Below are 24,715 nucleotides of genomic sequence, written 5' to 3'. Positions count from 1 at the left end.
GTGCTTCGCGCGGCACTCTCCGGCTCGTCGTACGTCGGCGTCTACGCCCGGGCCACGGACGACGTACTGTTGGTCCGCCCGGACGTCGACGACGACCTCCGCGAGGCGTTCGCCGACGAGCTAGAGGTCGCCGCCTGCCCCACCACCGTCGCCGGCTCCGGCACCGTCGGGGCGCTCGCCGTCGGCAACGAGAACGGTTTGCTCGTCTCATCGCGGGTGCGCGACACCGAACGCGAGCGCATCGCCGACACGACGGAGCTGTCGGTCCACGAGTTGCCGGGCCGCATCAACGCCGCCGGCAACGTCGTCCTCGCCAACGACTACGGCGCGTACGTCCACCCGGACCTCTCCCGGAAAGCGGTGCAGGCCGTCGAGGACGCCCTCGGCGTGCCCGTCCAGCGGGGCGACATCGCGGGCGTCAAGACCGTCGGGACGGCCGCCGTCGCTACCAACGCGGGCGTGCTCTGTCACCCGAAGGCGACCGACGACGAACTCGACGCGCTCGAAGCCCACCTCGACGTCTTCGCCGACATCGGCACCATCAACTACGGCGGCCCGCTCGTCGGGTCAGGGCTGGTGGCCAACTCGTACGGCTACGTCTGCGGACAGGACACCACCGGGCCGGAACTCGGGCGCATCGAGGACGCCCTGGGCTACATCGACTGACCGTCCTCCGGCCCCGGCCCCGTTCACACCGACTCGACAGTCTCAACTTCACCGAGTCGCACCTCCGAGTCGATGCCCGCCGAACTCGACGCCCTCCTCGAAGCCCTGGAGTTGAAAGACGAGCGCCGAACCGGCTGGGTCCTGCGCGGTATCGAGAACCCGGAGTCGGTGGCGGCCCACACCTGGAGCGTGGCGACGCTGTGTCTCCTCTATGCCGACGACGCGGGCGTCGACCGCGCCCGTGCGGTCGAGATGGCCCTGCTCCACGACCTGGGCGAGGCCCGCACCGGCGACGTGGCGACCCGCGCCGAACCGGGCGAGCAGACGACCGGCAACGACGAGAAAGTCGCGGCCGAACGCGACGCCGTCACGGACATGCTCGACCCGTTCGGCGACGAACTGCTGGCGCTGTGGGAGGCGTACGAGGCCCGAGAGACGGCGACGGCGCGGTTCGTGAAGGACATGGACCTTCTCGACAACTGCCTGCAGGCGCTCGCGTACGAGCGGGGCGACCGCTACGACCCCGACGAGGAGAACGACGCGTTCACCGAGTACGAGCATCTCGACGAGTTCTTCGCCACCGCCGCTCCCCGGTTCAGGACCGCGGTGGGCGAGGCGCTGTTCGAGCGCGTCACGGCCGCCTACGGGGCGGAACTCGGCCGGGACGTGAAACTGTAAGTCAGGCCCCGACGATGCGGTCGACTATCTCCTGTGGATCGAACTTCTCGAGGTGGTCGTACCCCTGGCCGACCCCCAGGAACAGTATCGGCTTGCCGGTGACGAACGCGATTGAGACGGCCGCGCCGCCCTGCGAGTCGGCGTCGGCCTTCGTCAACACGACGCCGTCTATCTCGGCGGCGTCGTTGAACTGCTTGGCGCGGTTGGTCGCGTCCTGGCCCGCCACGGCTTCGTCGACGAACAGCGTCATGTCCGGGTCGACGACGCGGTCTATCTTCTCCAGTTGCGCCATCAGGTCGTTGGAGGTGTGGAGCCGACCGGCCGTGTCACCGAGCACCACGTCCGCGTCGTTCGCGTCGGCGTACTCGACGGCGTCGTAGATGACCGCCGCCGGGTCGCCGCCCTGCTCGTGGCTGATGAGCTTCAGGTCGAGGTTGTCCGCGTGCTTCTGGAGCTGCTCGTTGGCGCCCGCCCGGTAGGTGTCGCCGTTGGCCAGCACCACGTCGTAGCCGCGGTCCTCGAGGTACTTGCCGAGCTTGGCGATGGTCGTCGTCTTGCCGACGCCGTTGACGCCGGTGAAGATGAGCGTCACCGGTTTCTCGGCGGCCGCGATTCGCTCGTCGAAGTCGAACTGGCCGACGCTGATGACGTCGTACAGGGCGTCGCCGATGGCCTCCTCGACGACGATTTCGCCGGTCTTCACCTGCGCGGCGGTCTGCCCGACGAGCTCCTCGCGGAGATTCTCGACGATGGCGCTGGCGACGCTCATCTCCACGTCGCCCTGCAGGAGCGCCATCTCGAGCTGTTCGAGCGGCTCCTCCAGTTCCTCCTCGGTTATCTTCTTCTGCCCGGTGGCGAACATCTTCGCCCGCTCGGTGAGGCTCGCGTCCTCACCCGCGTCCGCCGACTCCGTCTCGGCCTCGGCGGGCTCCGGGTCGGTATCGGCCGGTTCCGTCGTCTCCGCGGCCGCCTCGGATGAGACCTCGTCCTCGGCGGCCTCACCCTCGGCCTCCTCGGCGCTCTCCTCGACGTCGTCCTTGAACCGGCCCAGCTTGTCCTTCAGCGAGTCGAACATCGCGCGTTACTCGTCGTCACCCTCGTCGCCCTGCATCTGGCCCATCTGCTGTTGCATCATCTGCATCTGCTGCTGTTGCATCTGCTGGGCCTTCTGCTCGAGTTCGGCCGTCTCCTCCTCGACCTCGCTTATCTCCTCCTGCACCTCGGAGATGCGGTTGTCGACGGCGTCCTTCTTGTCTTCGAGGGTGTCGACGGCGTCGTCCTGCTCGTGTTCCGCGGCGTAGCCGCCGCCGAGCGAGACGATGACCTCGTCGATGTCCTCGACCTCGGCGCGGACGTACGCGCCGCCGCCGAGCGGCACCTGTACGATGGAGCCCGTCTCCAGAGTGTCGAGCGCCTCGATGGCCTCGTCCATCTCGGTCTGCTCCTGACGGAGCTCCTCGATCTGTGCCTCGAGCTCCTGTTTCTCCTCCTCGAGCGCCTGAATCTGCTGTTGCATCTCCTGCATCTCGGGCGGCTGTCCCATCAGGCGGACACCCCGTTGACCTCGACCTGCGTGCGCTTCAGCCCGTGCTGGGAGCCGAACTGCGCGTACGCGTGTTCGAGCGCCACGTCCTCGTTGGGCGCGTCGATGACCTTCTGGAACTCCTGCCAGCCGTCGCGAGCCTGGAACCGGCCGCTCACCGTAAACTCACTCATACCGAAACACCGTCGCCCGAGATGAAAGAACCTTCCGAACCACTCTTTCCACGAGCGGCCCCCTGCGCTCGGTAGAGCCTGGCCGGAGACACCCGCGTCTGCACCGTCGACGCGGCGTCACCGCGCCGTGAACCGCGCTCGTTTCGCCCGCCGGCGCCGACCCACCGGTTCAAAGCGCCTCGCGTGCGGCCAGTGCCCCGAGCGCGATGGTCGTCCCGCCGGCGACCCGCCGGAGCCAGCGCCGGACGCCCGGCCGCTCGATGGCCGCGCGCGCCCGCCCCGACAGCGCCGCCAGCCCGCCGAGGTAGACTGCCGTAATGGCCGCGTACAGCCCACCGAGCGGCAGGAGTTCGAGCCCGGTGCCGAACTGCGGGAGAAAAGCGAGGAAGAACAGCGCCACCTTCGGATTGAGGACGTTCGTGACCAGCCCTCGACGGAAGCCGCCGGAGGGCGCGGCACCGTCCATCTCGAACTCGCCCGAGCGGAGGATGTCGACGCCGAGATAGACGAGGTACGCGGCGCCGACGAGCGCGACGGCGTCGTACGCCACCGCCGACGCGCGCAGGAGGGCCGCGAGGCCGACGGTGGCGGCGACGGTGTGGACCAGCACGCCCGCCGCGACGCCGAGGGCCGCGCGGACGCCCGCCGTGCGGCCGCCGCCCACGGACTGCGCGAGCACGAACGCGGTGTCGGGGCCGGGCGTGAGGATGAGCGCCACCGCCGCGACGACGTACGCCAGGAGGGTGGCCTCGACCATACGCCCGGGTTCGCGCCCGGGGGCGTAAACGCGACGGTGGCGGCGACGGTTCGCGCCACGCTTTCGACGGAAAAGCGTTTACCGTGTCGGCGGCCTACACCGAGCAAATGGTACTCGACGACCTGGGAACCTCGCTTCGGGGCTCCCTCGACAAACTCCGCGGGAAGTCCCGCATCGACGAGGAGGACGTCGAGGAGATAGTCAAGGAGATTCAGCGGTCGCTACTGCAGGCCGACGTCGACGTCGACCTCGTGATGGAGCTGTCGGGCAACATCCGGGAGCGCGCCCTGAACGAGGACCCGCCGGGAGGAACCTCCGCGCGCGACCACGTCCTCAAAATCGTCTACGAGGAGATGGTCGACCTCATCGGGGAGTCGACCGACCTCCCGCTCGAGGAACAGACCATCATGCTCGCCGGCCTACAGGGGTCGGGGAAGACGACCACCGCCGCGAAGATGGCGTGGTGGTTCTCCAAAAAGGGCCTCCGACCGGGCGTCATCCAGACCGACACGTTCCGGCCCGGCGCGTACGACCAGGCCAAGCAGATGTGCGAGCGCGCGGAAGTGGAGTTCTACGGCAACCCCGACAACGACGACCCCGTCGACATCGCCCGCACGGGGATGGAGGAACTCTCGGACGTGGACGTGCTCATCGTCGACACCGCGGGCCGTCACGCGCTGGAGGACGAACTCATCTCCGAGTTGGAGGAGATAGAGCAAGTCGTGAACCCCGACCGGAACCTGCTGGTGCTCGACGCCGCAATCGGCCAGGGCGCGAAGGAGCAGGCGAAGCGGTTCGGCGACGCGGTCGGCATCGACGGCGTCGCCATCACCAAGCTCGACGGGACCGCGAAGGGTGGCGGCGCGCTCGCCGCGGTCGACCAGACGAACTCCTCCATCGCGTTCCTCGGTACCGGCGAGGAGGTGCAGGACATCGAGCGGTTCGAGCCGTCGGGGTTCATCTCCCGACTGCTCGGGATGGGCGACCTCAAGCAACTGTCCGAGCGCGTCGAGCGCGCGATGCAGGAGACGGGGCAGACCGAGGAGGACTGGGACCCCGAGGACCTGATGCAAGGCGAGTTCACGCTCGTCGACATGCGCAAGCAGATGGAGGCGATGAACAACATGGGACCGCTCGACCAGGTGATGGACATGATTCCGGGGCTGGGCGGCGGCATCAAGGACCAGCTACCCGACGACGCGATGGACGTGACCCAGGAACGGCTCCGCGCGTTCGAGGTCATCATGGACTCGATGACCGAAGACGAACTTGAGAACCCCCGCTCCATCTCGAAATCGCAGATAGAGCGGGTCGCCCGCGGCTCCGGCACCAGCGAGGAACAGGTCCGGGAACTGCTCGAACAGCACAAGATGATGAACAGGATGATGAAGCAGTTCCAGGGGATGGGCGACGGCGACATGCAACGCATGATGAAGAAGATGCAGGGCGGTGGCGGCGGCGGTGGCGGCATGGGCGGTATGGGCCCGTTCGGGTGACGCCGGCCCGCCGTTAACGCGACGTTAAGCGACGGTTCGGTCCGCGTTGCCGTGCGTTAAACCCACACGCACAATCGGCGCAGTTATCTACTCATCCACCGTATTCTCCGGTAAGGCACGCCAACCGGCCGGTCGCGACCGGGCCACCGCGCCGGTATGCCGCTCCTGCGGTCGCCCGCTGGCGTCTCCACGCCCAGCGTCGCGTCCGCCGCCGCGGTAGTGCTGGAGAAACACCCATGAACCTCACAGACATCAAGCAGTTGCTCGCCGACGAGGACGCCGTCTCGCCCGTCATCGGCGTTATCCTCATGGTCGCCATCACGGTCATCCTCGCCGCGGTCATCGGCACGTTCGTCCTCGGCCTCGGCCAGAACGTGCAGGCCAGCCCACCGAACGCCAACTTCCAGTTCGAGTATCCGGACGACCCGTACGACGACTCGGCCGGGAGCGAGACAATAGACATAACCCACAACGGTGGACAGGACCTCAGTCGGAGTGAAATAACCGTCCAGGTCGGGAGTATCACGGCCGAAGATCTGACCGACAGCGGCACCTACGTTGTCAGTAGCGACGATGCGTGGCCCGAGAGTGTGTCGACCGGCGATACGCTGGTTCTAACGGAGAACACTGACAGCGACTTCTCGTCGGGCGACACCGTCCGCGTCGTCTGGTCTGCGCCGGGCGGTGGCTCCTCGAATACAATCGGTTCCAGTCAGGTTCCCTAATCCTGACTCCATCTGACCCTTTCTGATGATTTCCATTTATTCCATCTCCTCCAGACACGCCCGTATCCGCTCGCGGTCCTGCAGGTTCTCGGGCAGGTCGTCGGCCGCGAACCAGCGTGCGTCCTCGATCTCCGGTTCGCCGGATGGCACCCGGTTCCAGGGCACGGCGAGGCGACCCTCTACGGGCCGGGCGGTGTAGACGACCATCGGGATGCGGACGGGCGCGGGCGGCCCGTAGTCGATGTGGACCTCGCGGGCGTAGAACACGCCCGTCAGCTCCACCTCGTAGTTCGTCTCCTCGCGGACCTCCCGGCGTGCGGTTTCGGCCAGGGACTCCCACTCGCGGCTCCCGCCGGTCGTCGCTCGGTCGGACCGTGGGGCTCCCTCCGGTCGGTCCGCGCGTTCGAGGTCGCCGCCCGGTCCCGTCCACCGCTGTTTGTAGCCGGGCTTGACCGCGAGCATCTTCGGCTCGCCGTCCCGCACGTCGAACACGTTGGCGCCGCCGATGCCGGCCCAGCGGTCGAACTGCTCGTCGGCGCTGTCGGGAAACGAGTCGTCGAAGTACCGCGGCGGGTCGATGACCAGCGGGTCGAGCGTCGTCGCGTGGGGGAACGGGTCGAGCGCCTCGTCGAGCAGTCGCTCGGTGTGGTCCCGACTGCGTTCGACCACCGTCTCGGGGTCGGTCGCCTCGGCCATCGACGGGGATGGGCGCGCGGCGGGCAAAAGCACTCGGTGAAGGCGCGTTCACCCGGCCACGCTTTTGACCCCGGCGCGCGTCGCTTCACCCGATGACCGTCCGCGAGGTGGCGACGGAGGCCTACCGCGAAGCCCTGCCGGTGCTGGCCGTCAGCGCGGTCGGGGGGCTGTTCGCGGGCGTCGTCCTCGGCGGGATGGAGGCGGAACTCGCGGAGATACCCGGACTGCTGTTGCTCGTGCCGGCGCTTCTGGCCACCCGCGGGAACGTGTACGGGTCGCTCGGCGCGCGACTGGCGAGCGCGCTCCACCAGGGGCTCGTCGAACCCCGGTTCGACGCGGGCGACGAGCGCCTGCGCGCGGCCGTGACCGCGGCGCTCGCCAACGGGCTGGTCGTCTCCGCGTTCGCGGCGACCGCGGGGTTCGCACTGCTCGCGGCGCTCGGCCGCCCGCACGCCTCGCTCGGAACGCTCGTGGGCATCGCCCTGCTGGCGGGACTCGTCTCGGGCGTGCTGTTGACCGTCGCCGTCGTCGGCGTCGTGTTCCTCGGCTACCGCCGAGGGCTGAACCCCGACACGCTCGCCGGGCCGGTGGTGACGACGACGGGCGACGTGGTGGGGGTGGCGACCCTGCTCGTCGCCGCGCGTATCGTCCTCGCGATGGGGGGCGGGTAGATGGCCCGCTGGACCGTCCGCGCCATCGTCCGCGACATGCTCCCCGTGCTCGTCGTCCTGACGCTCGTGGAACTCGCCTCGGGGCTGGTGCTCGACACGTTCCAGGGGACGCTACTGCGCTACCCCTCGCTTCTGGTGCTCGTGCCGGTGGTCATCGGCATGGGCGGCAACCTCGGGAGCATCCTCGCCTCGCGGCTCTCGACGGCGGTCCATCTGGGCCTGCTCTCCTTCGACCCCGCGGACGACACGCTCGCGGGCAACGCCCTCGCGACGGCCCTGCTTGCGGTGACGCTGTTCCCCGTCGTCGGTGCGGGCGCGTGGCTCCTCCAGTCGCTCGTCGGTGGGGCGCGGCTCCCGCTCGGCGTCGTCGTGTTCGTCGCTACCGCCTCGGGCGCGGTCCTGGCGGCACTCGCCGTCGTGGTCACGCTCGTCGCCACCTACGCGGCCTACCGGCTCGGCACCGACCCCGACGACGTGGTGTTGCCCGTCGTCACGAACACCTGCGACGTGCTGGGGGTGCTCGTGCTGTTCGGCGTGGTACGCGTCGTACTGTAGCGGCTGTTTGTGCCTCCACGAGGCTTATGCCGGACGCACGGCGACGCCCGGACATGCCCTCCAGACGCGCGTACCTGACTGCACTCGCCGCGACCGTGGCCGGCCTCGCCGGCTGTTCGAGCGACCCCGGCACGGACGGCCCGGCCGACCCGCCGGAGACGCCCATCGGCTCCGAGTCGCCGACCGACAGCCCGTCGCCGCCCCCGACGCCCGAGGAACCCGAACGCCTCCCGGCGGACGACCCCGCGCTCGCGTGGGCGGTGCGGCTCCCCGAGACGGTCGAGCATCCGCCGACGGTCGACCCCGAGACCGGCCGGGTGTACGTCGGCGCCGGCGAGAACCGCATCACGACGCCCACACCGGGCGAAGACGCACCGGGTGGCGGCATCTACGCGCTCGACGCCGCGGACGGCGCGGTCGGCTGGCACGAGACGACCGACGCGCCGGTCGTCAGGCGGCCGGTCGCCCACGACGGGCGCGTCCACGCCGTCACCGGCCACTCGACCGGCTACACGGGCGTCGACCAGCGTGTGCTCGCGTACGGGGCGGGCGGCGACCGCCTGTGGGCGACCACGCCCCGGGGGAAGTTCCTCGTCGTCGTCGCCGCGGACGGCGGCCGGCTGTTCGTCGGCACGCGTGACGACGCCCTCGGCACCGGCGGGGAGACGCTGTTCGCCGTCGCGCCGGACGGCTCGACCGCGTGGAGCCGCGAGGCCGGCGATGCGATGGGCGGCGCCGTCGACGACGGCCGCCTGCTGTACAGCGACGCCGGGCAGGACCTCGCCGCCTACGACGCGACCGGCGGCTCGGAACTGTGGGCGGCCGGCGGCGAGCCGCTGGGCAACGCCGAGACCGATATCGCCACGGCGGGCGCGCTCTGTTTCACCGAATCGCCGGAGCGCAACGAGGACGGCTACCCGCTGGTCGCACACCTGCTCTCGACCGGCGAGGAACGCTGGCGCTACAGCACGGAGCCGGCACGCGGCGAGAACTACGTCCCCGTGAGCGTCGCCGACGTGCCGACCGACCTCGGCACCACGATGGCGAACCCCGTCGTCGTCGCCGGTCTCGGCGGGACGGTGTCGTACGTGCGCGCCGGCGACGCCTCGTGGACGGCCACGACCGACGAGCGAGCGACGGGTGCCGTCGTCGGCGACGGCATCTACGCCGGCGACCAGGCGGGCACGGTCTACGCGCTCGCGGCCGACGACGGCTCGGTTCGCTGGCGGGCGTCGCTCCCGGACGCCGCGTACCTCCAGCCGCTCGCCGACGGCGTCCTCGCGGCGACTCCGTACGGCGACGGGGGCCGAACCGTCGCCTCGTTCCACCGCGACGGGACGGAGCGGTGGCGCTACGAGACCGGCGCGACGACGAACGAACCGGTCGTCGCCGGGAACCGGGCGTACGCCACGACCGAGGACGGCGTAGTGCTGGCGTTCGCGGACGAAGCGTAGGAGCCGGTCAGCCGCCGAGATACAGCCGCGACACCTCGGGGTTGTCGAGCAGGGCGTCGGCGTCGTCGGCGTACGCGACGCTCCCCTGGTCGAGGACGTAGCCGCGGTCGGAGATAGCCAGCCCCTTCCGGGCGTTCTGCTCGACCATCAGGATGGCCGTACCGAGGTCGTTGACCGCCTGTACGTCCGCGAACACCTCGTCGGCGGTGTTGGGCGCCAGCCCCGCCGAGGGCTCGTCGATGAGCAGGACGTCGGGTTCCATCACGAGCGCGCGGGCGAACGCGAGCACCTGCCGCTGGCCGCCCGACAGCGTGCGGGCCTTCGCCGACCGCTTCTCGGTCAGGATGGGGAACCGGTCGTACAGTTGCTCCAGCACGGGGTCGAGGTCGTCCGAGCGGGCGACGCCGCCCATCCGGAGGTTCTCCTCGATTGTGAGGCTCCCGAACACGTTGTCCGTCTGGGGGACGTAGCCGATACCCTCCCGGACGATGGCCTCGGGCGCCATCCCGCCGATGTCGTCGCCGTGGTAGCGTACCCGTCCGGACCACGGCGTCAGCATCCCGAACACCGTCTTCAGCACCGTCGACTTCCCCGCGCCGTTCGGCCCGACGAGACACGCGATCTCCTCCTGTGCGAGCGACAGCGAGAGGTCGTCGAGCACCTGTACGTCGCCGTAGCCGCTGTCGACGTTCTCCACCGAGAGGACAGCGCCGCCGGCCATCGGTTGGGCCGTCTGCTCGGCGCTCATGCGTCTGGCCCTCCGAGATAGGCGTCGATGACTCGGTCGTCGCCCCGGACCGCCTCGGGGTCGCCCTCCACGAGGACGCTCCCCTGGTCGAGGACGATGATGGGGTCCGCGAGGTTCATGATGAACTCCATGTCGTGTTCGATGATGAGGAAGGTGACGCCCGCCTCGTTGAGCCGGGCGATGTGCTCGCGCAGTTTATTCGCCAGCGTCGGATTCACGCCCGCGACCGGCTCGTCGAGGAGCAGTATCTCGGGCTCCGCGAGCATCGCGCGGGCCAGTTCCACGAGCTTCATCTGCCCGCCCGAGAGGTCGGTCGCGGGCTGGGTGGCGAGATGCCCGATTTCGAACTGCTCGAGGATGCGCTGGGCGTCCTCGAGGTTCGCCCGCTCCTGTTCGTGGACCGTCCCGCCCGAGGTGAACAGCGCGAGGAACGACTCGCCGGTCTGGGTCTGCGGGCCGACCAGCATCGCCTCGCGGACGGTCATCCCCTCCAGTTTCCGGGGCGTCTGGAACGTCCGTATCAGCCCGTGGTCGGCAATCTCGTGGGGTTCGTCGTCGGTCACGTCGGCGCCGTTGACGCGGACGGTGCCGGCGTCCTCCTCGTAGAACCCCGAGACGAGGTTGAAGATGGTCGATTTCCCCGCGCCGTTCGGGCCGATGAGGCCGGTGATGGTGCCCCGCTCGACCTGAAACGAGGCGTCGTCGGTCGCGACGAGTCCGCCGAACGACTTCCGGAGGCCGTCGACGTCGAGCACGACGTTCGGCTTCGAGAGGTTCCCCCCCTCGTGGACCGGGGGCCGCTCGCGCTGTTCACTCACCGGCACCACCTCCGTCGGCCGCCGCGTCGCCCTCCTCGGCCCCGTGGGGTCGCTTTCCGGCGCCCGGGTCGGGCACGTCGGCATCGTCGAGTGCGGCCGGCCAGATGAGTTCCCGCTGGGGCGGGAGGACGCCCTCGGGCCGGAACCGCATCACGAGGATGATGAGCAGGCCGACGACGAGCAGTCGCGTCGACGCGAAGTTGCTCACGACCGTCGTGTACGTGTTCGTCAACAGGTCGAACAGGCCGGCGATGGCCCCCTCGACGAGCGCCGGGAGCGCGGCGGCGACCCCCTCGGGAAGCGTTATCGACAGCGACCCCGGCAGGAGGTTGCCGAGGAACCGCGTCCCTTCCCGGATGGCGATGACGACGAACCCGCCGAACATCGCCCCCCGGTTCGAGCCGCTCCCGCCGAGGATGACCGCAATCCAGACGTAGAACGTGTTGATGGGCTCGAAGTCGCCGGGGCTGACGAACAGGTTCAGATGTGCGTAGAACACGCCCGCAAGCGCCATGATGACGCTCCCGAGCACGAACGACTGCATCTTGAACCCGTAGGTGTTCTTGCCGAGCGCCTCCGCGAGGTCCTCGTCCGAGCGGATGGTGCGGAGCACCCGTCCCCACGGCGAGCGGTGGACCCGCCGGAGCAGGAGGAACGTCACCGCGACGAACACGAACACGAGCGAGACGTTCAGAAGCGCCTGCCAGAACGGCTCCCCGAGGAGTATCGCCCTCCCCGAGACTATCTCGACCCGGAGCCCGGGCATCGCTTCGGGAAACGTCGACAGCACGGGCCAGCCCTGAAAGAACCCCGGAATCCCGCGCAGGCCGGCGCTCCCGTTGGTCCACTGTCGTTCGTTGAGGACCACCAACCGGACCACCTCGGCCAGTCCCAGCGAGGCGATGGCGAGGTAGTCCGCCCGCAGGCGGAGCGTCGGAATTCCGATGATGACGGCCAGCACCGCCGCCAGCAACAGGCCGACGACGAGCCCCGCCAGCGGGTTGATGCCGCCCGCGATGGGGGAGTTGCCGGCCGTCAACAGCGCGGTCCCGTACGCGCCCAGCCCGAAGAACGCCGCGACGGAGAAGTTGATGAGCCCGGTGTACCCCCACTGGGCGTTCAGCCCGAACGACAGCAGGACGTACATCCCGACCAGCCCTACCAGATACAGGAAGTAGGTGGGGCCGAGCCCGCCGGTGACGAGCCCGTACACCAGAAGCGCCGACAGGCCGACGACGAACGCGACGACGCCCTGTTCGGCGCGGGTGAGCGCGGCCCACCGCCCCGCGGCGTCGGTCACGACGTCACCTCCCCGGCGATGCCGTTGGGTCGGACCAGCAGGACCGCGACCATGATGACGAACGCGATGGCGTTGGCGTACTCGATGCCGATGGGGATGCCAACGTCCGTGAGGAGGGGCGTCAGCTGGTTTATCATCCCGATGAGGAACCCGCCCAGCATCGCGCCGTACACCGAGCCGATGCCCCCGAGGATGACGGCGGCGAACACGACGAGCAGGATGTTGAACCCCATCCGGGGCGACACCTGGTTGTAGAGACCGAGGAACACGCCGCCGGCACCCGCCAGCCCCGCACCGATTATCCACGTCCAGAGCTTCACCCGCTTGACGCGGATGCCCGACACCCGCGCGAGGTCCGGGTTGTCGGCGGTCGCACGCATCTTCCGGCCGAGGTCGGTGTACTGGAGCAGGCTGTGGAGCCCCGCGACCAGTATCGCCGCCGACGCGACGATGGCAACGTCGTGGAGCGTCACCCGGATGCCGAACGGAATCAGCGCGTCGATGGGACGCAACACCTGGATGCCGAACTCGGTGAAGTCGGTGCCGAACCCGAGTTGGACGAGCGCGCGGTAGACGAACGCGACGCCGATGCTCGTGATGAGCATGCCGATGGAGCCGATTTCCAGCGGTTCGTACACGAGTTTGTGCGTGAGCACCGCGACGAGGGCCGCGACGGCGACGCCGGCCGCGAGCGCGACGAAGAAGCCCAGCGGCAGACCGAGCACCGTCGCGCCGAGACCGCCGACCGCCCCGAAGGTGACCAGCGCCGCGTACGCGCCGACGGTCATCGTGTCGCCGTGCGCGAAGTTGGCGAAGTCGGCGATGCTGTACACCAGCGACAGACCGATGCTCGAGAGCACGATGATGCTGGAGAACACCAGCCCGTTCGCCAGATATTCCAGGACGGACATCCCTCAGCCTTCGATGGTGCCCGTCTGGACGTACTCGTGGTTCTCGACGGTCAGTATCTGGAGGAACCCGACCGGGTCGCCGTTCTCGTCGAAGTCGATGGGGCCGGAGACGCCCTGATAGTCGATGTCATCGGCGGTGCCGTCCTCGCCGAGCACCTCCATCGCCTCCGCGAAGGTGAACACCTCCTCGCCCTCCGGCCGGGTCACGTCACGCACCGTCTCCTGGAGGGCGGCACCGGTGAACTCGTCGGCCGTCGCTATCGACAGCGCCGCCGTGACGACGCAGTCGTACGCGAACGCCGACCACGAGGTGGGCGTCTCGCCGTACTCGCTTTCGAACTCGTTGGCGAAGTTCTGGTAGTTCTCCTGGTCGATGGCCGCCGACGGCGTGACGATTTTCATGCCGTCGAGACTCCCCTCCGGCGTGTTCGAGAGCACGTCCGGCCCGGCGACGGAGTCGGCGCCGTAGAACGTCGCCTCGTAGCCGTTCGAGTACGCCTCCTGGGCCATCGTCGTGAACTCCGGCTGGTAGGTGATGAACAGCCACGCGTCCGCGTCGGCGTTGGCCATCCCCGAGACGGTCGATGAGTACGACGACTGGCCCTGGTCGTGGGACTGGTCGTACGCGATGTCGCCGTCCCACTCCTCGCGGAACGTCTCGGCGAGCCCCTGCCCGTAGTCGTTGTTCACCCACGCCATCGCAACCGAGTCGAAGCCGTCCTCGCCGATGATGTCCGCCAGCGCCCTCGACTGGGTGCTCCCGGTCGGGGACATCCGGAGCAGGCCGGGGAAGTCCGTCAGGTCCGGGCTCGTGGAGTTCTGGCTCAACTGGACGACGTCGGTGTTCTGGATGACCGACTCGTAGATGGCGAGCGACACCCCAGAGCCGACCGCGCCGATGACGAACGGGACGCCGTCCTGGTTGACGAGTTTCTGTGCGGCGGAGACGCCCGCCTGCGACTGTGACTGGGAGTCCTCGACGATGATGTTCAACTCGCGCCCGTGGATGCCGACCTCGTTGACGGCCGACAGCGCGAGGTCCTTCCCGCGTTGGTTCCGCTGGCCGAACGCCGACAGCGACCCCGTCAGCGAGTCGACCATCCCGATGGTGTACGGCCCCTCGTCACCGCCACCACCTCCGCCACCACCGCCTCCGCCGCCACCGCCTCCGCCGTCGGTTTCGGTCGGACTGTCCGTCTCGGTACCGTCGTCGTCGGTCGTGCTCACACAGCCGGCCGAAACCGCGATGCCGGCGAGCCCCGACGCCCGGAGGACGTCGCGCCGCGTGGGACGCCGCGTGTCATTCGGTGTCATAACGATGTGGCGATAGGTTTCGTCACTCCGACCCTATACTCCGCCCCGACCATGGTCGGGACGCGGCGGTCCGAACGGCGACTCCCCCGCCTGCCAATTAATATTCGTTCTTTCTCGGCGGAAACGTTTGGTCGGGGGGCGATTTAGGGCGGTCGGGGGCGGTGTCGATGGCATGATTCCGCCGATTGCGAGCAACTTCGTCGCCGGCGACGACGCGGCGACTGCGCTCGCCCACGTCGAGACGCTGAACGACGACGGCGTCGGTGCCATCTTGAACCTGCTCGGCGAACACTACGACGAGCGGGCGGCGGCCGACGCCGACGCCGACGCGTACGTCGACCTGGTCGAGCGACTCGCGGACCGCGGCCGCGACGCCTGCGTCTCGGTGAAACCCTCCCAGATAGGGCTCGGCGTCTCCGAGTCGGCGTTCGAGGAGAACCTCGCGCGGATCGTGGCGGCGGCCGACGGCGACTGCTTCGTCTGGATAGACATGGAAGACCACGGGACGACCGACGTGACGCTCGACGCCTTCGAGCGACACGCCCGCGAGACGGACGGCGCGGTCGGCGTCTGCGTGCAGGCGAACCTGAAGCGCACCCGCCGCGACCTCGAACGGCTGGCCGACCTGCCGGGAAAAGTGCGACTGGTGAAAGGCGCCTACGACGAGCCGTCCGACATCGCGTACCGGCAGAAGTCGAGGGTGAACGACGCCTACCGGGAGTGTCTCGAGTACGCGTTCCGCGAGTTCGACGGCGGCGTCGCCGTCGGGAGCCACGACCCCGCGATGACCGGCTACGCGCTCGACCTCCACGACGAGTACGGCACCGAGTTCGAGATACAGATGCTGATGGGCGTCCGCGAGCGCGCACAGGTCGAACTCGCGGCCGCGGGCTACGACGTGTACCAGTACGTCCCGTACGGCGACCGGTGGTTCCAGTACTTCTACCGGCGCGCCCGCGAGCGGAAGGAGAACGCGCTGTTCGCGTTACGGGCGGTCCTCACGTAGGGTCGAGCAGTTTCGACTCGGCCTTCCGGAGATGCTCGAGCAGGGTGGTCTTCGAGACGTCGAGGTCGTCCGCGAGGTCGCGGGTCGAACAGCCTCGGGGCCACTCGTAGTAGCCGGCCTCGCGCGCGTGTTCGAACACCTCCCGCTGGGTGGAGGTCAGCGAGTCGAGACGCTCGGTTCGCTCGGTCGCGGGCGCGTTGCTGTCGGCGGCGTGGATGGCGACGACCGACACCTCCGCGCCCGCCTGCTCGCGGACCCCGTCCAGCGCCGCCTCGATCTCCCCGCGGTCGCCCGTGAACCGGACCTGCCACTCCTCGCGGCCCCCTTCGATGCGGACGGGCGCGCTGTGGACGAACCCGTGTTCCAGTAGCGTCGGACACACCATGTCGTTGGGGTCGTACTCGAGGAAGAACTCCCGGACGACGTTGCCGGGCGCCGACCGGGCGCGCCCGAACCGCTCCTGGAGTTCCAGCAGTTCGCCGGCGTGGTCGGAGGCGCTTATCTTCTCGAGCAGTCGCTCCACCTCCGCCGTCGTGTCGCCGAACGCGGTGAACAGTCCGTTGACCGACTCGGGAGCCGTCTTCGGCGTGTTGTAGATGGCGTGGGCGAGCACGCCCCCGCCGACCTGCTCCGTCGACTCGATGGCCCAGCAGTTGGGGTGCCACAGGTCGAGGGTGAGCCGCGTCCCGGCGCTCGGGGTCTGACTCATCGGTGACTCTATCACGTCCGGAAAGATGTATGTGACGCCCTACCAAAGACGGCCCGACCATGGTCGGTCAGGCTCCCACACCGTGGGGAGGGTGACCATGGGCGGTCCGGAAGTTACGCGGACCGGCGACGGACGACCGGACATGCCGGACACCTACCAGCAGTACATCGGCGGCGAGTGGACAGACGGCGAGGGGTCCGAGACGTTCGCGTCGCGGAACCCGGCGACCGGCGAGACGCTCGCGACGTTCCACCGCGGCACCGCCGCGGACATCGACCGTGCGCTGGCGGCGGCCGACGCGGCCGCGAGCGACTGGCGCGATTCGAGCCACATCGACCGCGCGGAGTATCTCTGGGACATCTACCACGAACTCCGCGACCGCACCGACGAACTCGCCGAAGTCGTCACCAAAGAGTGCGGCAAGGAGATCAGCGAGGGCCGCGCCGACGTCATCGAAGCCTACCACATGGTTGAGTGGGCCGCCGGCGACGCGCGCCACCCCAAAGGCGACGTGGTACCGAGCGAAATTCCCGAAAAAGACGCCTACATGCGCCGAAAGCCACGCGGCGTGGTCGGCTGTATCACCCCCTGGAACTTCCCCGTCGCCATCCCCTTCTGGCATATGGCCGTCGCTCTCGTCGAAGGCAACACGGTCGTCTGGAAACCCGCAGAACAGACGCCCTGGTGCGGCCAAATCATCGCCGAGATGTTCGAGGACGCCGGCATCCCAGACGGCGTCTTCAACCTCGTCCAGGGGTTCGGCGACGCCGGGGCCGAGATCGTCGACGACGACCGCGTCGACACCGTCCTGTTCACCGGGTCCGCGGAGGTCGGGCAGGAGGTGGCCGCGAAGGTGGCCCAACAGCCGGGGAAGCTTGCGGCCTGCGAGATGGGCGGGAAGAACGCGGTCGTCGTCACCGAACACGCGGACCTCGACGTCGCCGTCCACTCGGCGGTGATGTCCTCGTTCAAGACCACCGGCCAGCGCTGTGTCTCCTCCGAACGACTCATCGTCCACGAAGACGTCTACGACGAGTTCAAACAGCGGTTCGTCGAGGTGGCCGAGAGCGTCGCCGTCGGCGACCCCCTCTCCGAAGACACCTTCATGGGTCCGCTCATCGAACCCGAGCACCGCGAGAAGGTGCGCCGGTACAACGACCTGGCCCGCGAGGAGGGCGTGAACGTGCTCGTCGACCGGACCGACCTGCCGGCCGGGGAGATTCCCGACGGCCACGAGGACGGCCACTGGGTCGGCCCCTTCGTCTACGAAGCCGACGCCGACGACCCGCTCCGGTGTACCCACGAGGAGGTGTTCGGCCCCCACGTCGCACTCCTCGAATACTCCGGCGACATCGAACGCGCCGTCGAGATTCACAACGACACGCCGTACGGCCTCGCCGGCGCCATCATCAGCGAAGACTACCGGCAGATAAACTACTACCGCGACAACGCCGAACTCGGACTCGCATACGGCAACCTCCCCTGTATCGGCGCCGAAGTGCAGTTGCCGTTCGGCGGCGTCAAGAAATCCGGCAACGGCTACCCCTCCGCACGCGAAGTCATCGAAGCCGTCACCGAACGAACCGCCTGGACGCTCAACAACTCCAAAGACATCCAGATGGCACAGGGACTGTCGGCGGACATCAAAACCGGCGACGATTAGCGGCGACGTTTCCGCCGAGAAAGGGCGCCGGCTAGTGGAACACGGCCGCGAAGTAGCTCGGTTCCGAGATGTGGCCGGTGACGTGGGTGACCTGTCCCGTGACGGGGCGGTCCGACCCCTGTGCGCGGACCAGGTCGTGGTTCAGTTCCGCGGTGCCGCGGTCGCTTGCGGTCCGTAGCACCTCGTCGAGCGCGTCGCCGTCCGCGAACACGTCGTGGACCCGCTCGCCAACTATCTCGGTCGCCGGGCGGTCCGTGAGCCGTTCGGCCCCCTCGTTCCAGGTCATCACCCGGCCGTCGCGGTCCAGCATCACGACCGCGTAGCCGTCGATGGCGTCGATGGCCTGCTGGAACCGGGAACTGGCGTGGGCCAGTTTCCCCTCGTCGCGCGCGACGACCGCCGACTGGACGTGGTCGAACAGTTCGGTCACCCAGTCGCCCTCCTTGAGAATGTAGTCGGTGGCACCCGACCGGACCGCCTCGCTGGCGACCCGCTCGTTGCCGTGGGCGGTCGTCACGATGAACGGGATGTCGGTGCTGTGCCACCGGACGGCGGTGAGGAAGTCCAGTCCGTCCATCCCGGGCATGTCGTAGTCGCTGACGATGCAGTCGACGAACGACTCGTCGAACGTGTCGAGCGCCGCGGGCACCGACGGCTCCGTCGTCACGACCACGCCCTCGTGTTGCCGGAGCATGGCACCGACCGTCTCCAGCAGTTCCTCGTCGTCGTCGACGAGCAGGACGTGGATGGTGTCGTCGGGTGTCACGCGAGTTCACCCGGGCCGTGTGCCCGACGACGTGGCGACCGTGTGTGCATACCGGACGGTAGGACTCCCGGCGCATAAATATCGTTCATCCGGTTCGAGCGCCGAGCCGTCACTCCACGAACAGCGAGTAGACGATGACGGCGAACCCCGCGGCGGTGAAGGCGCTCTCGACCGCGAGGGCTATCGTCTGCTCCAGCGGCAGGAACTGGTCGGCCGCGCCCGCGAGCAGGGCCCCGAAAGTGACGATGCCGAAGCCGATAGCGAGCGCCCGGAGCGCCTGCGCGCCGGTCCGCTTGTACGCGCGGTAGCTGTAGTAGGTGATGAGACCCCCCAAAACGAGGGTGAGGCTCTTCAGCGCGACGATGAGAACGGTCGTGTGTGTCATGTTTCCTTTCTGACCTCCTCCCAGAGGGTCGCAACGCGCTCCTCCGGGGACTGTTCGGGGCGCTCGACCCGGACGTCGAGGTCGCGGTCGTCGTCGAGGTCGATGTGGACCGTCTCGAAGTCGAGCAGGTAGCGGGTCGTGTGGTGGCCGTCCGACCGCACCTCTACCTCCTCGTCGACGAGCGACGCCTCGCTCAGCAGTTCGAGCTTCCGGTACGCCGTCGAGCGGGGGATGTCACACGTGTCCGAGACTTCCGAGGCGGTCATCGACTCGTCCAGCCGGCGGATGATGCGCCGGCAGTCGTCGTCGTCCAGCGCGTCGAGGACGACCTCGACGTCCGGCTCCTCGGGGGCGAACGGGTTCGACGACACGTCAGGCCCCCTCCGCGGCGACCGTCTCGCCGGTCGACAGATACCGGCGGAGTATCTCCCCCTCCGCGCGCCGGAGGGTCTCGCTGCACGTCGACACCGCCACGTCGAGTTCCGCGGCGAGGTCGCGGAGGTCACAGCCCCGCGGGCTGTCGTAGTAGCCACGCTCGACCGCGAGCCGTGCGACGCGACGCTGGCGCGGCGTCAGCCCGTCGTCCGGGTCGTCGACCGGCCCGACCGACGCCACCTCGAACTCGAAGCCGGTCGCCTCGAGTCGCTCCGCGAGCGCCGCCAGGTTGTCGGCGTCGCTCCTGAGCGTCCACCGAACGAAGCCGTCGTCGACCTCGAACGGGAGCACGACCGGCGCGCCCGCGTCGCGTGCGACCCGCAACAGGCCGGGCGTGGTCGTCTCGACCTGCATCACGGCCCGGCCGGACGACCGGCCGAGCACCGACAGGTCGGAGACGGCCGCCGCGTCGCGGACGGCCGAGACCACCGCCGACAGGTCCGCGCCGGCGTCCACCTCGAACACGACGACGCCGGCGTCGTCGGCCTCCAACAGCGCCGACAGCACCCGGAATCGGGCGTCGGGGTACGCCCGCGAGACGCGCCCTATCCAGGCATCGTCGGGGAGGCGTACGGTCAGTCGAGCCTGCGGCATCCAGTCGTCCTCCGAGCGCCTCCCTCATATCCCTAACTGACTGGCCGTGCCGTGGTCGTGGGACGCGTTTAAATACTCCGGGGCGAAACTGTTCGGGCCGGTTCCAGCGGGCGGGAATCGCCGAGGCGCGCTTTATCATCCCCCTACAAGCCGGAGGTGTATGACGCAGACGTTTGGTGCGCCGGGTGACGGTATCACGCGCAGGGAGTTCGTCGCGGCGACGGGCACCGCAGGGACGGTTGCGGCGGCCGGCTGTACGGCCACCACGGAGCCGTCGGCCACGGAGGTCGAGAGCGGGGCCGCCCGGTCGATGGCCTCCTCGCTCCCGACGACCAGCCCTCCGGAGGTCGTCGACCTGAACGAGCGGGGTGGGGCGGTGACGCTGAAGACGGTGAAGGCGACCCACCACGTCCACCCCACGGAGACGATGGGCGGGCCGGTCACGCTCCCGCAGGTGTGGGCGTGGCAGGCCGACGACGGCGCGCCGTCGGTGCCCGGACCGGTGCTCCGCGTCGAGGAGGGCACCGAGTTCGAGGTGACGCTGGACAACTCGGGGATGAGCATGCCCCACACGTTCCACGTCCACGGTATCCAGAAGACGTGGGAGAACGACGGCGTGCCGACGACGACGGGCGTCACCGTCGACCCCGGCGAGAGCCACACCTACGAGTTCACCGCGAACGTTCCCGGGACGCATCTCTACCACTGCCACTACCAGACGCCCCGGCACATGGACATGGGGATGTACGGGGTCCTGCGGGTGGACCCGAAGGGGTACGAGCCGGCCGACAAGGAGTACTTCATGACCGTCAAGGAGTGGGACAGCCGACTCTCCCGGCAGTTCGGCGGCGAGGACGTCACCTACGACATCACGAACCGTCGGCCCGACGTGTTCACGGTCAACGGGAAGTCCGCCCCCCGGACGCTCCACCCCGAGGACGGCAGTCCCATCATCGTCGAACGGGGCGATACCGTCCGCCTCCACTGGGTGAACGCGGGGTTCATGTCCCACCCGATGCACACCCACAACCACCGGTTCACGGTGGTCGAGCGGGACGGCTCGCCGGTGCCCGAGGTGGCCCGGTACGCCCGCGACGTGCAGGGCATCTCGCCCGCCGAGCGCTACACCGTCGAGTTCGAGGCGGACGCCGACCCCGGCATCTACCTCATGCACTGCCACAAGGTCGACCACGTCCGCAACGGCGCCACCTACCCCGGCGGGATGCTCGGCGGCATCGTCTACAAGGAGGCGATGGACACCGACATCTTCGGGCAACTGATGGAGTACGCGGGCTACGAGGGCTGACCATGCCGACGCGCAGAGCGTTCCTGAAGACGGCGACGGTCGGAACCGCGGCGGCGGCCGTCGGCACCGGCCGGGCGGCCGCCGGGACCGACCTCTCGGGATGGCTGTCGAACACCGACGGCGCCACGGAGGTCGTCGACCGCACCGGGAACGCGACGGTCGAAGTCGCGGTCGGCGCCGAGGGGAACGGCGGCGCGTTCGGGTTCGGCCCGCCGGTGGTCCGTGTCGACCCCGGAACGACGGTCCGGTGGACGTGGACGCAGGGGTCGCACAACGTCGTCGCCAAGGACGGGCGCTTCGAGTCCCCGATGCAGAGCGAGGGCTCCTTCGAGCGGACGTTCGAGACGGCGGGCGTGGCGAAGTACTACTGTGCGCCCCACAAGGCGATGGGGATGAAAGGCGCGGTCGTCGTCGGGGACCGCGAGGTCACTCTCCCCGGCGGCGCGACGCCCACGCCGTCGAGCGACGAGGGAGACGAGGGCACCGCCGGCGAGACGCGGTCGTTCGACGGCTGGCTCGCGGAGACGGACAACTACGACGGCGTCCGCGACCTGCGGGGCAACTCGGAAGTGACGGTGGAGGTCGGTGCCGAGGGCAACGGCGGCCCGCTGGCGTTCGCGCCCGCGGCGATTCACGTCGACCCCGGGACTGTCGTGCGGTTCGAGTGGGTCGGTCCCCGGCAGTACGACGTGGTCGACCCCGAGCTGGGCATCGAGTCCGAGCAGGTGGCGAGCGAGGGGCACATCTACGCCGTCCAGTTCGACGGTGACGGTCTCGCCACCTACGAGTGCACCACGTACGGCGACCAGGGGATGCGCGGCGTCGTCGTCGTCGGGGAGGGCCCACAGGAACAGGTGACGTGGCAGGGCGTCGCCGCGATGGGCGGTGCCGCCGCGGTGCTGTCCGCGCCGCTGGCGCTGGGCCTGCGCCTCCACGAGCGCACGGCCACGACCGGCGACGAGTAGCTACGCGTCGAGCGTGCGGCGCGCGGTGTCGAGGAACTCCTCGACCTCCATCTCGGCCATCGACTCGTCGCCGAGAACGAGCCGCTGTCGGGGGCGACCGACGCTTCCGGAGTGGACCGTCTCCGTGTCGACGAGTCCGAGTTCCTCGAGCCGACGCTTCGCCTGCGAGAACGTGCCGACGCTGGCGACGCCCGTGTCAGAGCCCCACTGCGTCAGTTCGTACAACTGGTGACGATGGCGCGCGGTCAGAAGCACGAGCAGTTCGACCAGGTCGAAGTCGGCCTCGAGGCCTCTGACCGCCGGGAGCGCGAGCGCGGCGTCGAGGTCGGTACCAGTCGCGTCGTCGAACGTCTCGCCGATGGAAGCGACCAGCGACGAGTGGGCCGGAATCTCCGGCCGGTAGGGGTCGCCGTCCGCCCAGCGTCGCTCGATACCCGCACGGACCGCTTCGACCGCGTCGGCGTCGTCCGTCGGCACCCCGAGCGCGTCGTCGGGAACCGCGGTCAGCACCGCCACGGCGCGGTCGCCCGCGACGACGACCGTCTCGTCGCCGGGGTCGCCCGTTCGGACACTGAGCGCACCGGCGGCGTCCAGGTCCGCCAGCCTGGCGGCGACGACCTGGTCACGGTCGATGACGCGAACCGCACCCGCCGGTGCGAGCACCCGCACGGGCGAGCTCCGGTCGGCAACTTCCACGGCGTCGACGACGGCGACGAGTGCAGCGGCGCTCACGCAGGCGACGACCGCTTCGTCGTCCTCCATCGCGGCAGCCAGCACGTCCGCCAGCGAGCCTTCGTGTGCTGCGTCCACACCGGGCGTTCTCAGGGGGTGAAAATGATGGTTTCGGTGCCACCTTGGATTTCCAAGTACCCAATTAATAAATATAGGAAACGACGAGCCGGGGGGCCGTCGCGTCGCTTCGGATCGGCTCGACGCGCGAAAACGGCCGCCTCACTCGCTGTGGACGGTGCACGCGCCGTCGTCGTCGATTTCGAGAACCGTATCGAACAGCGTCCGGACGGTCCCGGTCGCCTCCTCCCCCACCTGTTCTGGGTCGAGGTGGTAGTGGACCCGCACGTCGTAGGAGTCGAGTCGGGAGCGGAAGGTGTGGATGAACCGGAACACGAGTTCGAAGTCGAGATACTGGAGCAGTACCGTCAGCGAGTCGAAACAGAGCGCGACCTCCCCCGGGGTGTCTTCATCCAGTTCCCCCACGAGGTCGGTTATCTTGATGCCGAGTCGCGGAAGGTCGCGGTGGTTGGTTATCGACTCGACGCGCACACCGGGGGGTGTCTCGAGGCCCGCCCAGTCGCCGACCGACAACAGCATGACGTTGCGCGGTCGCTCGACGTCGTCGCGTCGCCACGTCGCCAGTTTCTCCGCCGGCGACCCGGAGAGTTCGACGGTCAGCACCGACTCCTCGTCGGGGTCCCCGTCGGTGAGCAGATGGTGACACACCGTCTCCTCGGTGTCGACGCCGTCCGGTGCGACCACGAGGACGTGCTGGTCGGCATCGAGTGCGTCGCGCGTCTCCGGGGAGAGTTCCACGTCGCTCATTCCGATTCCCCCTCCAGTTCCGGCGGCGGCCCGGGGTCGCCGAACCGCATCCGATTCGAGGCGGCCGTCTGCACGAGCGCCGCCCCGCCGAACACCACGAGCACGACGGCCGCCCAGCCGATGTCCGGAACCGTCGTGAACGGCCGGACGTCGAAGTAGACGAGCGCCAGCGCGATACCCCCCGCGAGCGTCAGTCCGAGGTAGAACCGGCTCCACGGGATGTCCTCGCCCGGTACGACCTCCATGTAGACGTCTATCTCGTCGGCGGCCGCCGACAGCGCGACGACGCCGCGGTCCTGGTCGTACTCGACGATACCCTCGTCGTCGAGCGTCGATAGATGCGACTGATACAGCGAGACGTACACGCGCTTGCGTTCCTTCGAGGAGAGCGCCTCGACCGGCTTGTCGTTCTCCCACGCCGCCACCTGCTCGGCGAGGTCACGGACGGGCACCTCCTCGCCCCGCTGTTTGAGATGGTGGAGGACGTACCGCCGGCGTTTCGCCGTCAGTACGTCGAACAGGGTCTCGCTGGAGAGCCCCGCCTCCCCCGTCCCCTCTGTCGTCTCTTCCTCGACGGCCGGCTGTTCACCTGTGTCGACCATCCATCAGTCGTTCTCGAAAGGAGGGTGACGTTCGTGGATAATAAATCACTCGTGGGAAATGTTGTCGCGCATATCAGCCCGTTGAGTAGCTATCACGGTTGAAAATAGCATCTGACGTTCGAAAAACCAACCCATACAACAGTAATAATTTGTATGGTTGGACCGGACCGTGGAGCGGTAGCCGACGGATGCCGTCCGTCGGTCGAACCAGTTTTGTCAGTC

At 68.8% G+C, this 24,715-nt stretch carries 29 protein-coding genes; 11 read left to right on the top strand and 18 right to left on the bottom strand.

Annotation, left to right across the window (positions count from 1 at the left end):
• The gene (locus NL112_RS06475) at positions 1–666 is read left to right on the top strand and encodes a translation initiation factor IF-6 (RefSeq protein ID WP_255151812.1); all 666 of its coding nucleotides are present in this window, start codon (positions 1–3) and stop codon (positions 664–666) included.
• Positions 667–738: 72 nt separating this feature from the next.
• Positions 739–1,344: an HD domain-containing protein gene (locus NL112_RS06470; protein ID WP_255151811.1), complete on the top strand. Its 606-nt coding sequence runs from the start codon at positions 739–741 to the stop codon at positions 1,342–1,344.
• Position 1,345: 1 nt separating this feature from the next.
• Here the strand turns inward: NL112_RS06470 and ftsY are convergent, their stop codons facing one another.
• The 4 genes from ftsY to NL112_RS06450 form a co-directional block, all read right to left on the bottom strand.
• Positions 1,346–2,419, bottom strand: coding sequence for a signal recognition particle-docking protein FtsY (gene ftsY / locus NL112_RS06465; protein WP_255151810.1), 1,074 nt, complete (start codon positions 2,417–2,419; stop codon positions 1,346–1,348).
• 6 nt (positions 2,420–2,425) lie between these two features.
• A complete protein-coding gene (pfdA, locus tag NL112_RS06460; protein WP_255151809.1) occupies positions 2,426–2,887 on the bottom strand; it encodes a prefoldin subunit alpha in 462 nt (153 codons plus the stop codon).
• Positions 2,887–3,060 carry a 50S ribosomal protein L18Ae gene (rpl18a, locus tag NL112_RS06455; protein ID WP_255151808.1) on the bottom strand — a complete coding sequence of 58 codons (174 nt, stop codon included), beginning with the start codon at positions 3,058–3,060 and terminating at the stop codon, positions 2,887–2,889. The genes pfdA and rpl18a overlap by 1 nt, the downstream gene beginning before the upstream one ends.
• 169 nt (positions 3,061–3,229) lie before the next feature.
• Positions 3,230–3,817: a LysE family translocator gene (locus NL112_RS06450; RefSeq protein ID WP_255151806.1), complete on the bottom strand. Its 588-nt coding sequence runs from the start codon at positions 3,815–3,817 to the stop codon at positions 3,230–3,232.
• A gap of 107 nt (positions 3,818–3,924) precedes the next feature.
• Between NL112_RS06450 and NL112_RS06445 the strand changes: the two genes are divergently transcribed.
• Positions 3,925–5,313 carry a signal recognition particle protein Srp54 gene (locus NL112_RS06445; protein ID WP_255151805.1) on the top strand — a complete coding sequence of 463 codons (1,389 nt, stop codon included), beginning with the start codon at positions 3,925–3,927 and terminating at the stop codon, positions 5,311–5,313.
• 236 nt (positions 5,314–5,549) lie between these two features.
• The gene (locus tag NL112_RS06440) at positions 5,550–6,038 is read left to right on the top strand and encodes a type IV pilin domain-containing protein (RefSeq protein WP_255151804.1); all 489 of its coding nucleotides are present in this window, start codon (positions 5,550–5,552) and stop codon (positions 6,036–6,038) included.
• Between the two features lie 36 nt (positions 6,039–6,074).
• Here NL112_RS06440 and NL112_RS06435 read toward each other — a convergent pair whose 3' ends face one another.
• Positions 6,075–6,734: an NUDIX domain-containing protein gene (locus tag NL112_RS06435; protein WP_255151803.1), complete on the bottom strand. Its 660-nt coding sequence runs from the start codon at positions 6,732–6,734 to the stop codon at positions 6,075–6,077.
• A gap of 92 nt (positions 6,735–6,826) precedes the next feature.
• Between NL112_RS06435 and NL112_RS06430 the strand changes: the two genes are divergently transcribed.
• From NL112_RS06430 to NL112_RS06420, 3 genes are read left to right on the top strand one after another with little or no spacing between them, the layout of a single operon-like run.
• Positions 6,827–7,405, top strand: coding sequence for a magnesium transporter (locus NL112_RS06430; protein WP_255151802.1), 579 nt, complete (start codon positions 6,827–6,829; stop codon positions 7,403–7,405).
• On the top strand, positions 7,406–7,960 hold the full coding sequence (locus NL112_RS06425; RefSeq protein WP_255151801.1) for a magnesium transporter: 555 nt from the start codon (positions 7,406–7,408) through the stop codon (positions 7,958–7,960). It abuts the gene before it with no gap.
• Between the two features lie 53 nt (positions 7,961–8,013).
• Positions 8,014–9,414 carry an outer membrane protein assembly factor BamB family protein gene (locus NL112_RS06420; RefSeq protein WP_255151800.1) on the top strand — a complete coding sequence of 467 codons (1,401 nt, stop codon included), beginning with the start codon at positions 8,014–8,016 and terminating at the stop codon, positions 9,412–9,414.
• A 7-nt stretch (positions 9,415–9,421) separates the two neighbouring features.
• On the opposite strand, the gene NL112_RS06415 is transcribed toward NL112_RS06420, so the two are convergent.
• From NL112_RS06415 to NL112_RS06395, 5 genes are read right to left on the bottom strand one after another with little or no spacing between them, the layout of a single operon-like run.
• Positions 9,422–10,162, bottom strand: coding sequence for an ABC transporter ATP-binding protein (locus NL112_RS06415; protein WP_255151799.1), 741 nt, complete (start codon positions 10,160–10,162; stop codon positions 9,422–9,424).
• Complete coding sequence (locus NL112_RS06410) at positions 10,159–10,980, bottom strand: ABC transporter ATP-binding protein (RefSeq protein WP_434084194.1); 822 nt, start codon at positions 10,978–10,980, stop codon at positions 10,159–10,161. The genes NL112_RS06415 and NL112_RS06410 overlap by 4 nt, the downstream gene beginning before the upstream one ends.
• Positions 10,973–12,280, bottom strand: a complete 1,308-nt coding sequence (locus NL112_RS06405) for a branched-chain amino acid ABC transporter permease (protein ID WP_255151797.1) — start codon at positions 12,278–12,280, stop codon at positions 10,973–10,975. The genes NL112_RS06410 and NL112_RS06405 overlap by 8 nt, the downstream gene beginning before the upstream one ends.
• A complete protein-coding gene (locus NL112_RS06400; RefSeq protein WP_255151796.1) occupies positions 12,277–13,191 on the bottom strand; it encodes a branched-chain amino acid ABC transporter permease in 915 nt (304 codons plus the stop codon). Before NL112_RS06400 ends, NL112_RS06405 begins: the two co-directional genes overlap by 4 nt.
• A gap of 3 nt (positions 13,192–13,194) precedes the next feature.
• Entirely contained in the window at positions 13,195–14,505 is a 1,311-nt protein-coding gene (locus tag NL112_RS06395) for an ABC transporter substrate-binding protein (RefSeq protein WP_255151795.1), read from the bottom strand.
• A gap of 172 nt (positions 14,506–14,677) precedes the next feature.
• Between NL112_RS06395 and NL112_RS06390 the strand changes: the two genes are divergently transcribed.
• Entirely contained in the window at positions 14,678–15,511 is an 834-nt protein-coding gene (locus NL112_RS06390; RefSeq protein WP_255151794.1) for a proline dehydrogenase family protein, read from the top strand.
• Here NL112_RS06390 and NL112_RS06385 read toward each other — a convergent pair.
• Positions 15,504–16,220, bottom strand: coding sequence for a helix-turn-helix domain-containing protein (locus tag NL112_RS06385; protein WP_255151793.1), 717 nt, complete (start codon positions 16,218–16,220; stop codon positions 15,504–15,506). The two genes, NL112_RS06390 and NL112_RS06385, sit on opposite strands and share 8 nt — an antisense overlap.
• Positions 16,221–16,362: 142 nt before the next feature.
• Here NL112_RS06385 and NL112_RS06380 point away from each other — a divergent pair, with 142 nt between their 5' ends.
• On the top strand, positions 16,363–17,883 hold the full coding sequence (locus NL112_RS06380) for an aldehyde dehydrogenase family protein (RefSeq protein WP_255151792.1): 1,521 nt from the start codon (positions 16,363–16,365) through the stop codon (positions 17,881–17,883).
• A 31-nt stretch (positions 17,884–17,914) separates the two neighbouring features.
• On the opposite strand, the gene NL112_RS06375 is transcribed toward NL112_RS06380, so the two are convergent.
• From NL112_RS06375 to NL112_RS06360, 4 genes are all read right to left on the bottom strand, one after another.
• Positions 17,915–18,649, bottom strand: coding sequence for a response regulator (locus tag NL112_RS06375; protein ID WP_255151791.1), 735 nt, complete (start codon positions 18,647–18,649; stop codon positions 17,915–17,917).
• 109 nt (positions 18,650–18,758) lie between these two features.
• Entirely contained in the window at positions 18,759–19,034 is a 276-nt protein-coding gene (locus NL112_RS06370; protein WP_255151790.1) for a DUF7521 family protein, read from the bottom strand.
• Positions 19,031–19,405: a winged helix-turn-helix domain-containing protein gene (locus tag NL112_RS06365; protein ID WP_255151789.1), complete on the bottom strand. Its 375-nt coding sequence runs from the start codon at positions 19,403–19,405 to the stop codon at positions 19,031–19,033. Before NL112_RS06365 ends, NL112_RS06370 begins: the two co-directional genes overlap by 4 nt.
• Before the next feature lies 1 nt (position 19,406).
• On the bottom strand, positions 19,407–20,063 hold the full coding sequence (locus NL112_RS06360; RefSeq protein ID WP_255151788.1) for a helix-turn-helix domain-containing protein: 657 nt from the start codon (positions 20,061–20,063) through the stop codon (positions 19,407–19,409).
• 160 nt (positions 20,064–20,223) lie between these two features.
• Here NL112_RS06360 and NL112_RS06355 point away from each other — a divergent pair, with 160 nt between their 5' ends.
• Together NL112_RS06355 and NL112_RS06350 are read left to right on the top strand one after the other, a co-directional pair.
• The gene (locus tag NL112_RS06355) at positions 20,224–21,369 is read left to right on the top strand and encodes a multicopper oxidase domain-containing protein (RefSeq protein WP_255151787.1); all 1,146 of its coding nucleotides are present in this window, start codon (positions 20,224–20,226) and stop codon (positions 21,367–21,369) included.
• 2 nt (positions 21,370–21,371) lie between these two features.
• The gene (locus NL112_RS06350; protein ID WP_255151786.1) at positions 21,372–22,334 is read left to right on the top strand and encodes a halocyanin domain-containing protein; all 963 of its coding nucleotides are present in this window, start codon (positions 21,372–21,374) and stop codon (positions 22,332–22,334) included.
• On the opposite strand, the gene NL112_RS06345 is transcribed toward NL112_RS06350, so the two are convergent.
• The 3 genes from NL112_RS06345 to NL112_RS06335 all read right to left on the bottom strand — a co-directional run bounded on the left by NL112_RS06345 (position 22,335) and on the right by NL112_RS06335 (position 24,493).
• On the bottom strand, positions 22,335–23,144 hold the full coding sequence (locus NL112_RS06345; RefSeq protein WP_255151785.1) for a transcriptional regulator TbsP domain-containing protein: 810 nt from the start codon (positions 23,142–23,144) through the stop codon (positions 22,335–22,337).
• A 141-nt stretch (positions 23,145–23,285) separates the two neighbouring features.
• The gene (locus NL112_RS06340) at positions 23,286–23,891 is read right to left on the bottom strand and encodes a DUF7504 family protein (protein WP_255151783.1); all 606 of its coding nucleotides are present in this window, start codon (positions 23,889–23,891) and stop codon (positions 23,286–23,288) included.
• Positions 23,888–24,493, bottom strand: coding sequence for a DUF7344 domain-containing protein (locus NL112_RS06335; RefSeq protein WP_255151782.1), 606 nt, complete (start codon positions 24,491–24,493; stop codon positions 23,888–23,890). Before NL112_RS06335 ends, NL112_RS06340 begins: the two co-directional genes overlap by 4 nt.
• Positions 24,494–24,715: the final 222 nt, after the last annotated feature.

The sequence above is a fragment of the Halorarius halobius genome (genome assembly GCF_024298865.1).
Lineage (GTDB): Archaea > Halobacteriota > Halobacteria > Halobacteriales > Haloarculaceae > Halorarius > Halorarius halobius.
The sequence above is the reverse complement of the archived record's forward strand: the minus strand, read 5'-3'. Positions and strand labels throughout refer to the sequence as shown.

Excerpts from the sequence above, each read along its gene's own strand:
- NL112_RS06335 (WP_255151782.1), bottom strand. The coding sequence starts at position 24,493 with ATGGTCGACACAGGTGAACAGCCGGCCGTCGAGGAAGAGACGACAGAG.
- NL112_RS06370 (WP_255151790.1), bottom strand. The coding sequence starts at position 19,034 with ATGACACACACGACCGTTCTCATCGTCGCGCTGAAGAGCCTCACCCTC.
- NL112_RS06440 (WP_255151804.1), top strand. The coding sequence starts at position 5,550 with ATGAACCTCACAGACATCAAGCAGTTGCTCGCCGACGAGGACGCCGTC.
- NL112_RS06435 (WP_255151803.1), bottom strand. The coding sequence starts at position 6,734 with ATGGCCGAGGCGACCGACCCCGAGACGGTGGTCGAACGCAGTCGGGAC.
- NL112_RS06445 (WP_255151805.1), top strand. The coding sequence starts at position 3,925 with ATGGTACTCGACGACCTGGGAACCTCGCTTCGGGGCTCCCTCGACAAA.
- NL112_RS06360 (WP_255151788.1), bottom strand. The coding sequence starts at position 20,063 with ATGCCGCAGGCTCGACTGACCGTACGCCTCCCCGACGATGCCTGGATA.
- NL112_RS06430 (WP_255151802.1), top strand. The coding sequence starts at position 6,827 with ATGACCGTCCGCGAGGTGGCGACGGAGGCCTACCGCGAAGCCCTGCCG.
- pfdA (WP_255151809.1), bottom strand. The coding sequence starts at position 2,887 with ATGGGACAGCCGCCCGAGATGCAGGAGATGCAACAGCAGATTCAGGCG.
- NL112_RS06425 (WP_255151801.1), top strand. The coding sequence starts at position 7,406 with ATGGCCCGCTGGACCGTCCGCGCCATCGTCCGCGACATGCTCCCCGTG.
- NL112_RS06470 (WP_255151811.1), top strand. The coding sequence starts at position 739 with ATGCCCGCCGAACTCGACGCCCTCCTCGAAGCCCTGGAGTTGAAAGAC.
- NL112_RS06390 (WP_255151794.1), top strand. The coding sequence starts at position 14,678 with ATGATTCCGCCGATTGCGAGCAACTTCGTCGCCGGCGACGACGCGGCG.
- NL112_RS06420 (WP_255151800.1), top strand. The coding sequence starts at position 8,014 with ATGCCCTCCAGACGCGCGTACCTGACTGCACTCGCCGCGACCGTGGCC.
- rpl18a (WP_255151808.1), bottom strand. The coding sequence starts at position 3,060 with ATGAGTGAGTTTACGGTGAGCGGCCGGTTCCAGGCTCGCGACGGCTGG.
- NL112_RS06350 (WP_255151786.1), top strand. The coding sequence starts at position 21,372 with ATGCCGACGCGCAGAGCGTTCCTGAAGACGGCGACGGTCGGAACCGCG.
- NL112_RS06450 (WP_255151806.1), bottom strand. The coding sequence starts at position 3,817 with ATGGTCGAGGCCACCCTCCTGGCGTACGTCGTCGCGGCGGTGGCGCTC.
- NL112_RS06395 (WP_255151795.1), bottom strand. The coding sequence starts at position 14,505 with ATGACACCGAATGACACGCGGCGTCCCACGCGGCGCGACGTCCTCCGG.
- NL112_RS06415 (WP_255151799.1), bottom strand. The coding sequence starts at position 10,162 with ATGAGCGCCGAGCAGACGGCCCAACCGATGGCCGGCGGCGCTGTCCTC.
- NL112_RS06385 (WP_255151793.1), bottom strand. The coding sequence starts at position 16,220 with ATGAGTCAGACCCCGAGCGCCGGGACGCGGCTCACCCTCGACCTGTGG.
- NL112_RS06400 (WP_255151796.1), bottom strand. The coding sequence starts at position 13,191 with ATGTCCGTCCTGGAATATCTGGCGAACGGGCTGGTGTTCTCCAGCATC.
- ftsY (WP_255151810.1), bottom strand. The coding sequence starts at position 2,419 with ATGTTCGACTCGCTGAAGGACAAGCTGGGCCGGTTCAAGGACGACGTC.
- NL112_RS06380 (WP_255151792.1), top strand. The coding sequence starts at position 16,363 with ATGCCGGACACCTACCAGCAGTACATCGGCGGCGAGTGGACAGACGGC.
- NL112_RS06355 (WP_255151787.1), top strand. The coding sequence starts at position 20,224 with ATGACGCAGACGTTTGGTGCGCCGGGTGACGGTATCACGCGCAGGGAG.
- NL112_RS06340 (WP_255151783.1), bottom strand. The coding sequence starts at position 23,891 with ATGAGCGACGTGGAACTCTCCCCGGAGACGCGCGACGCACTCGATGCC.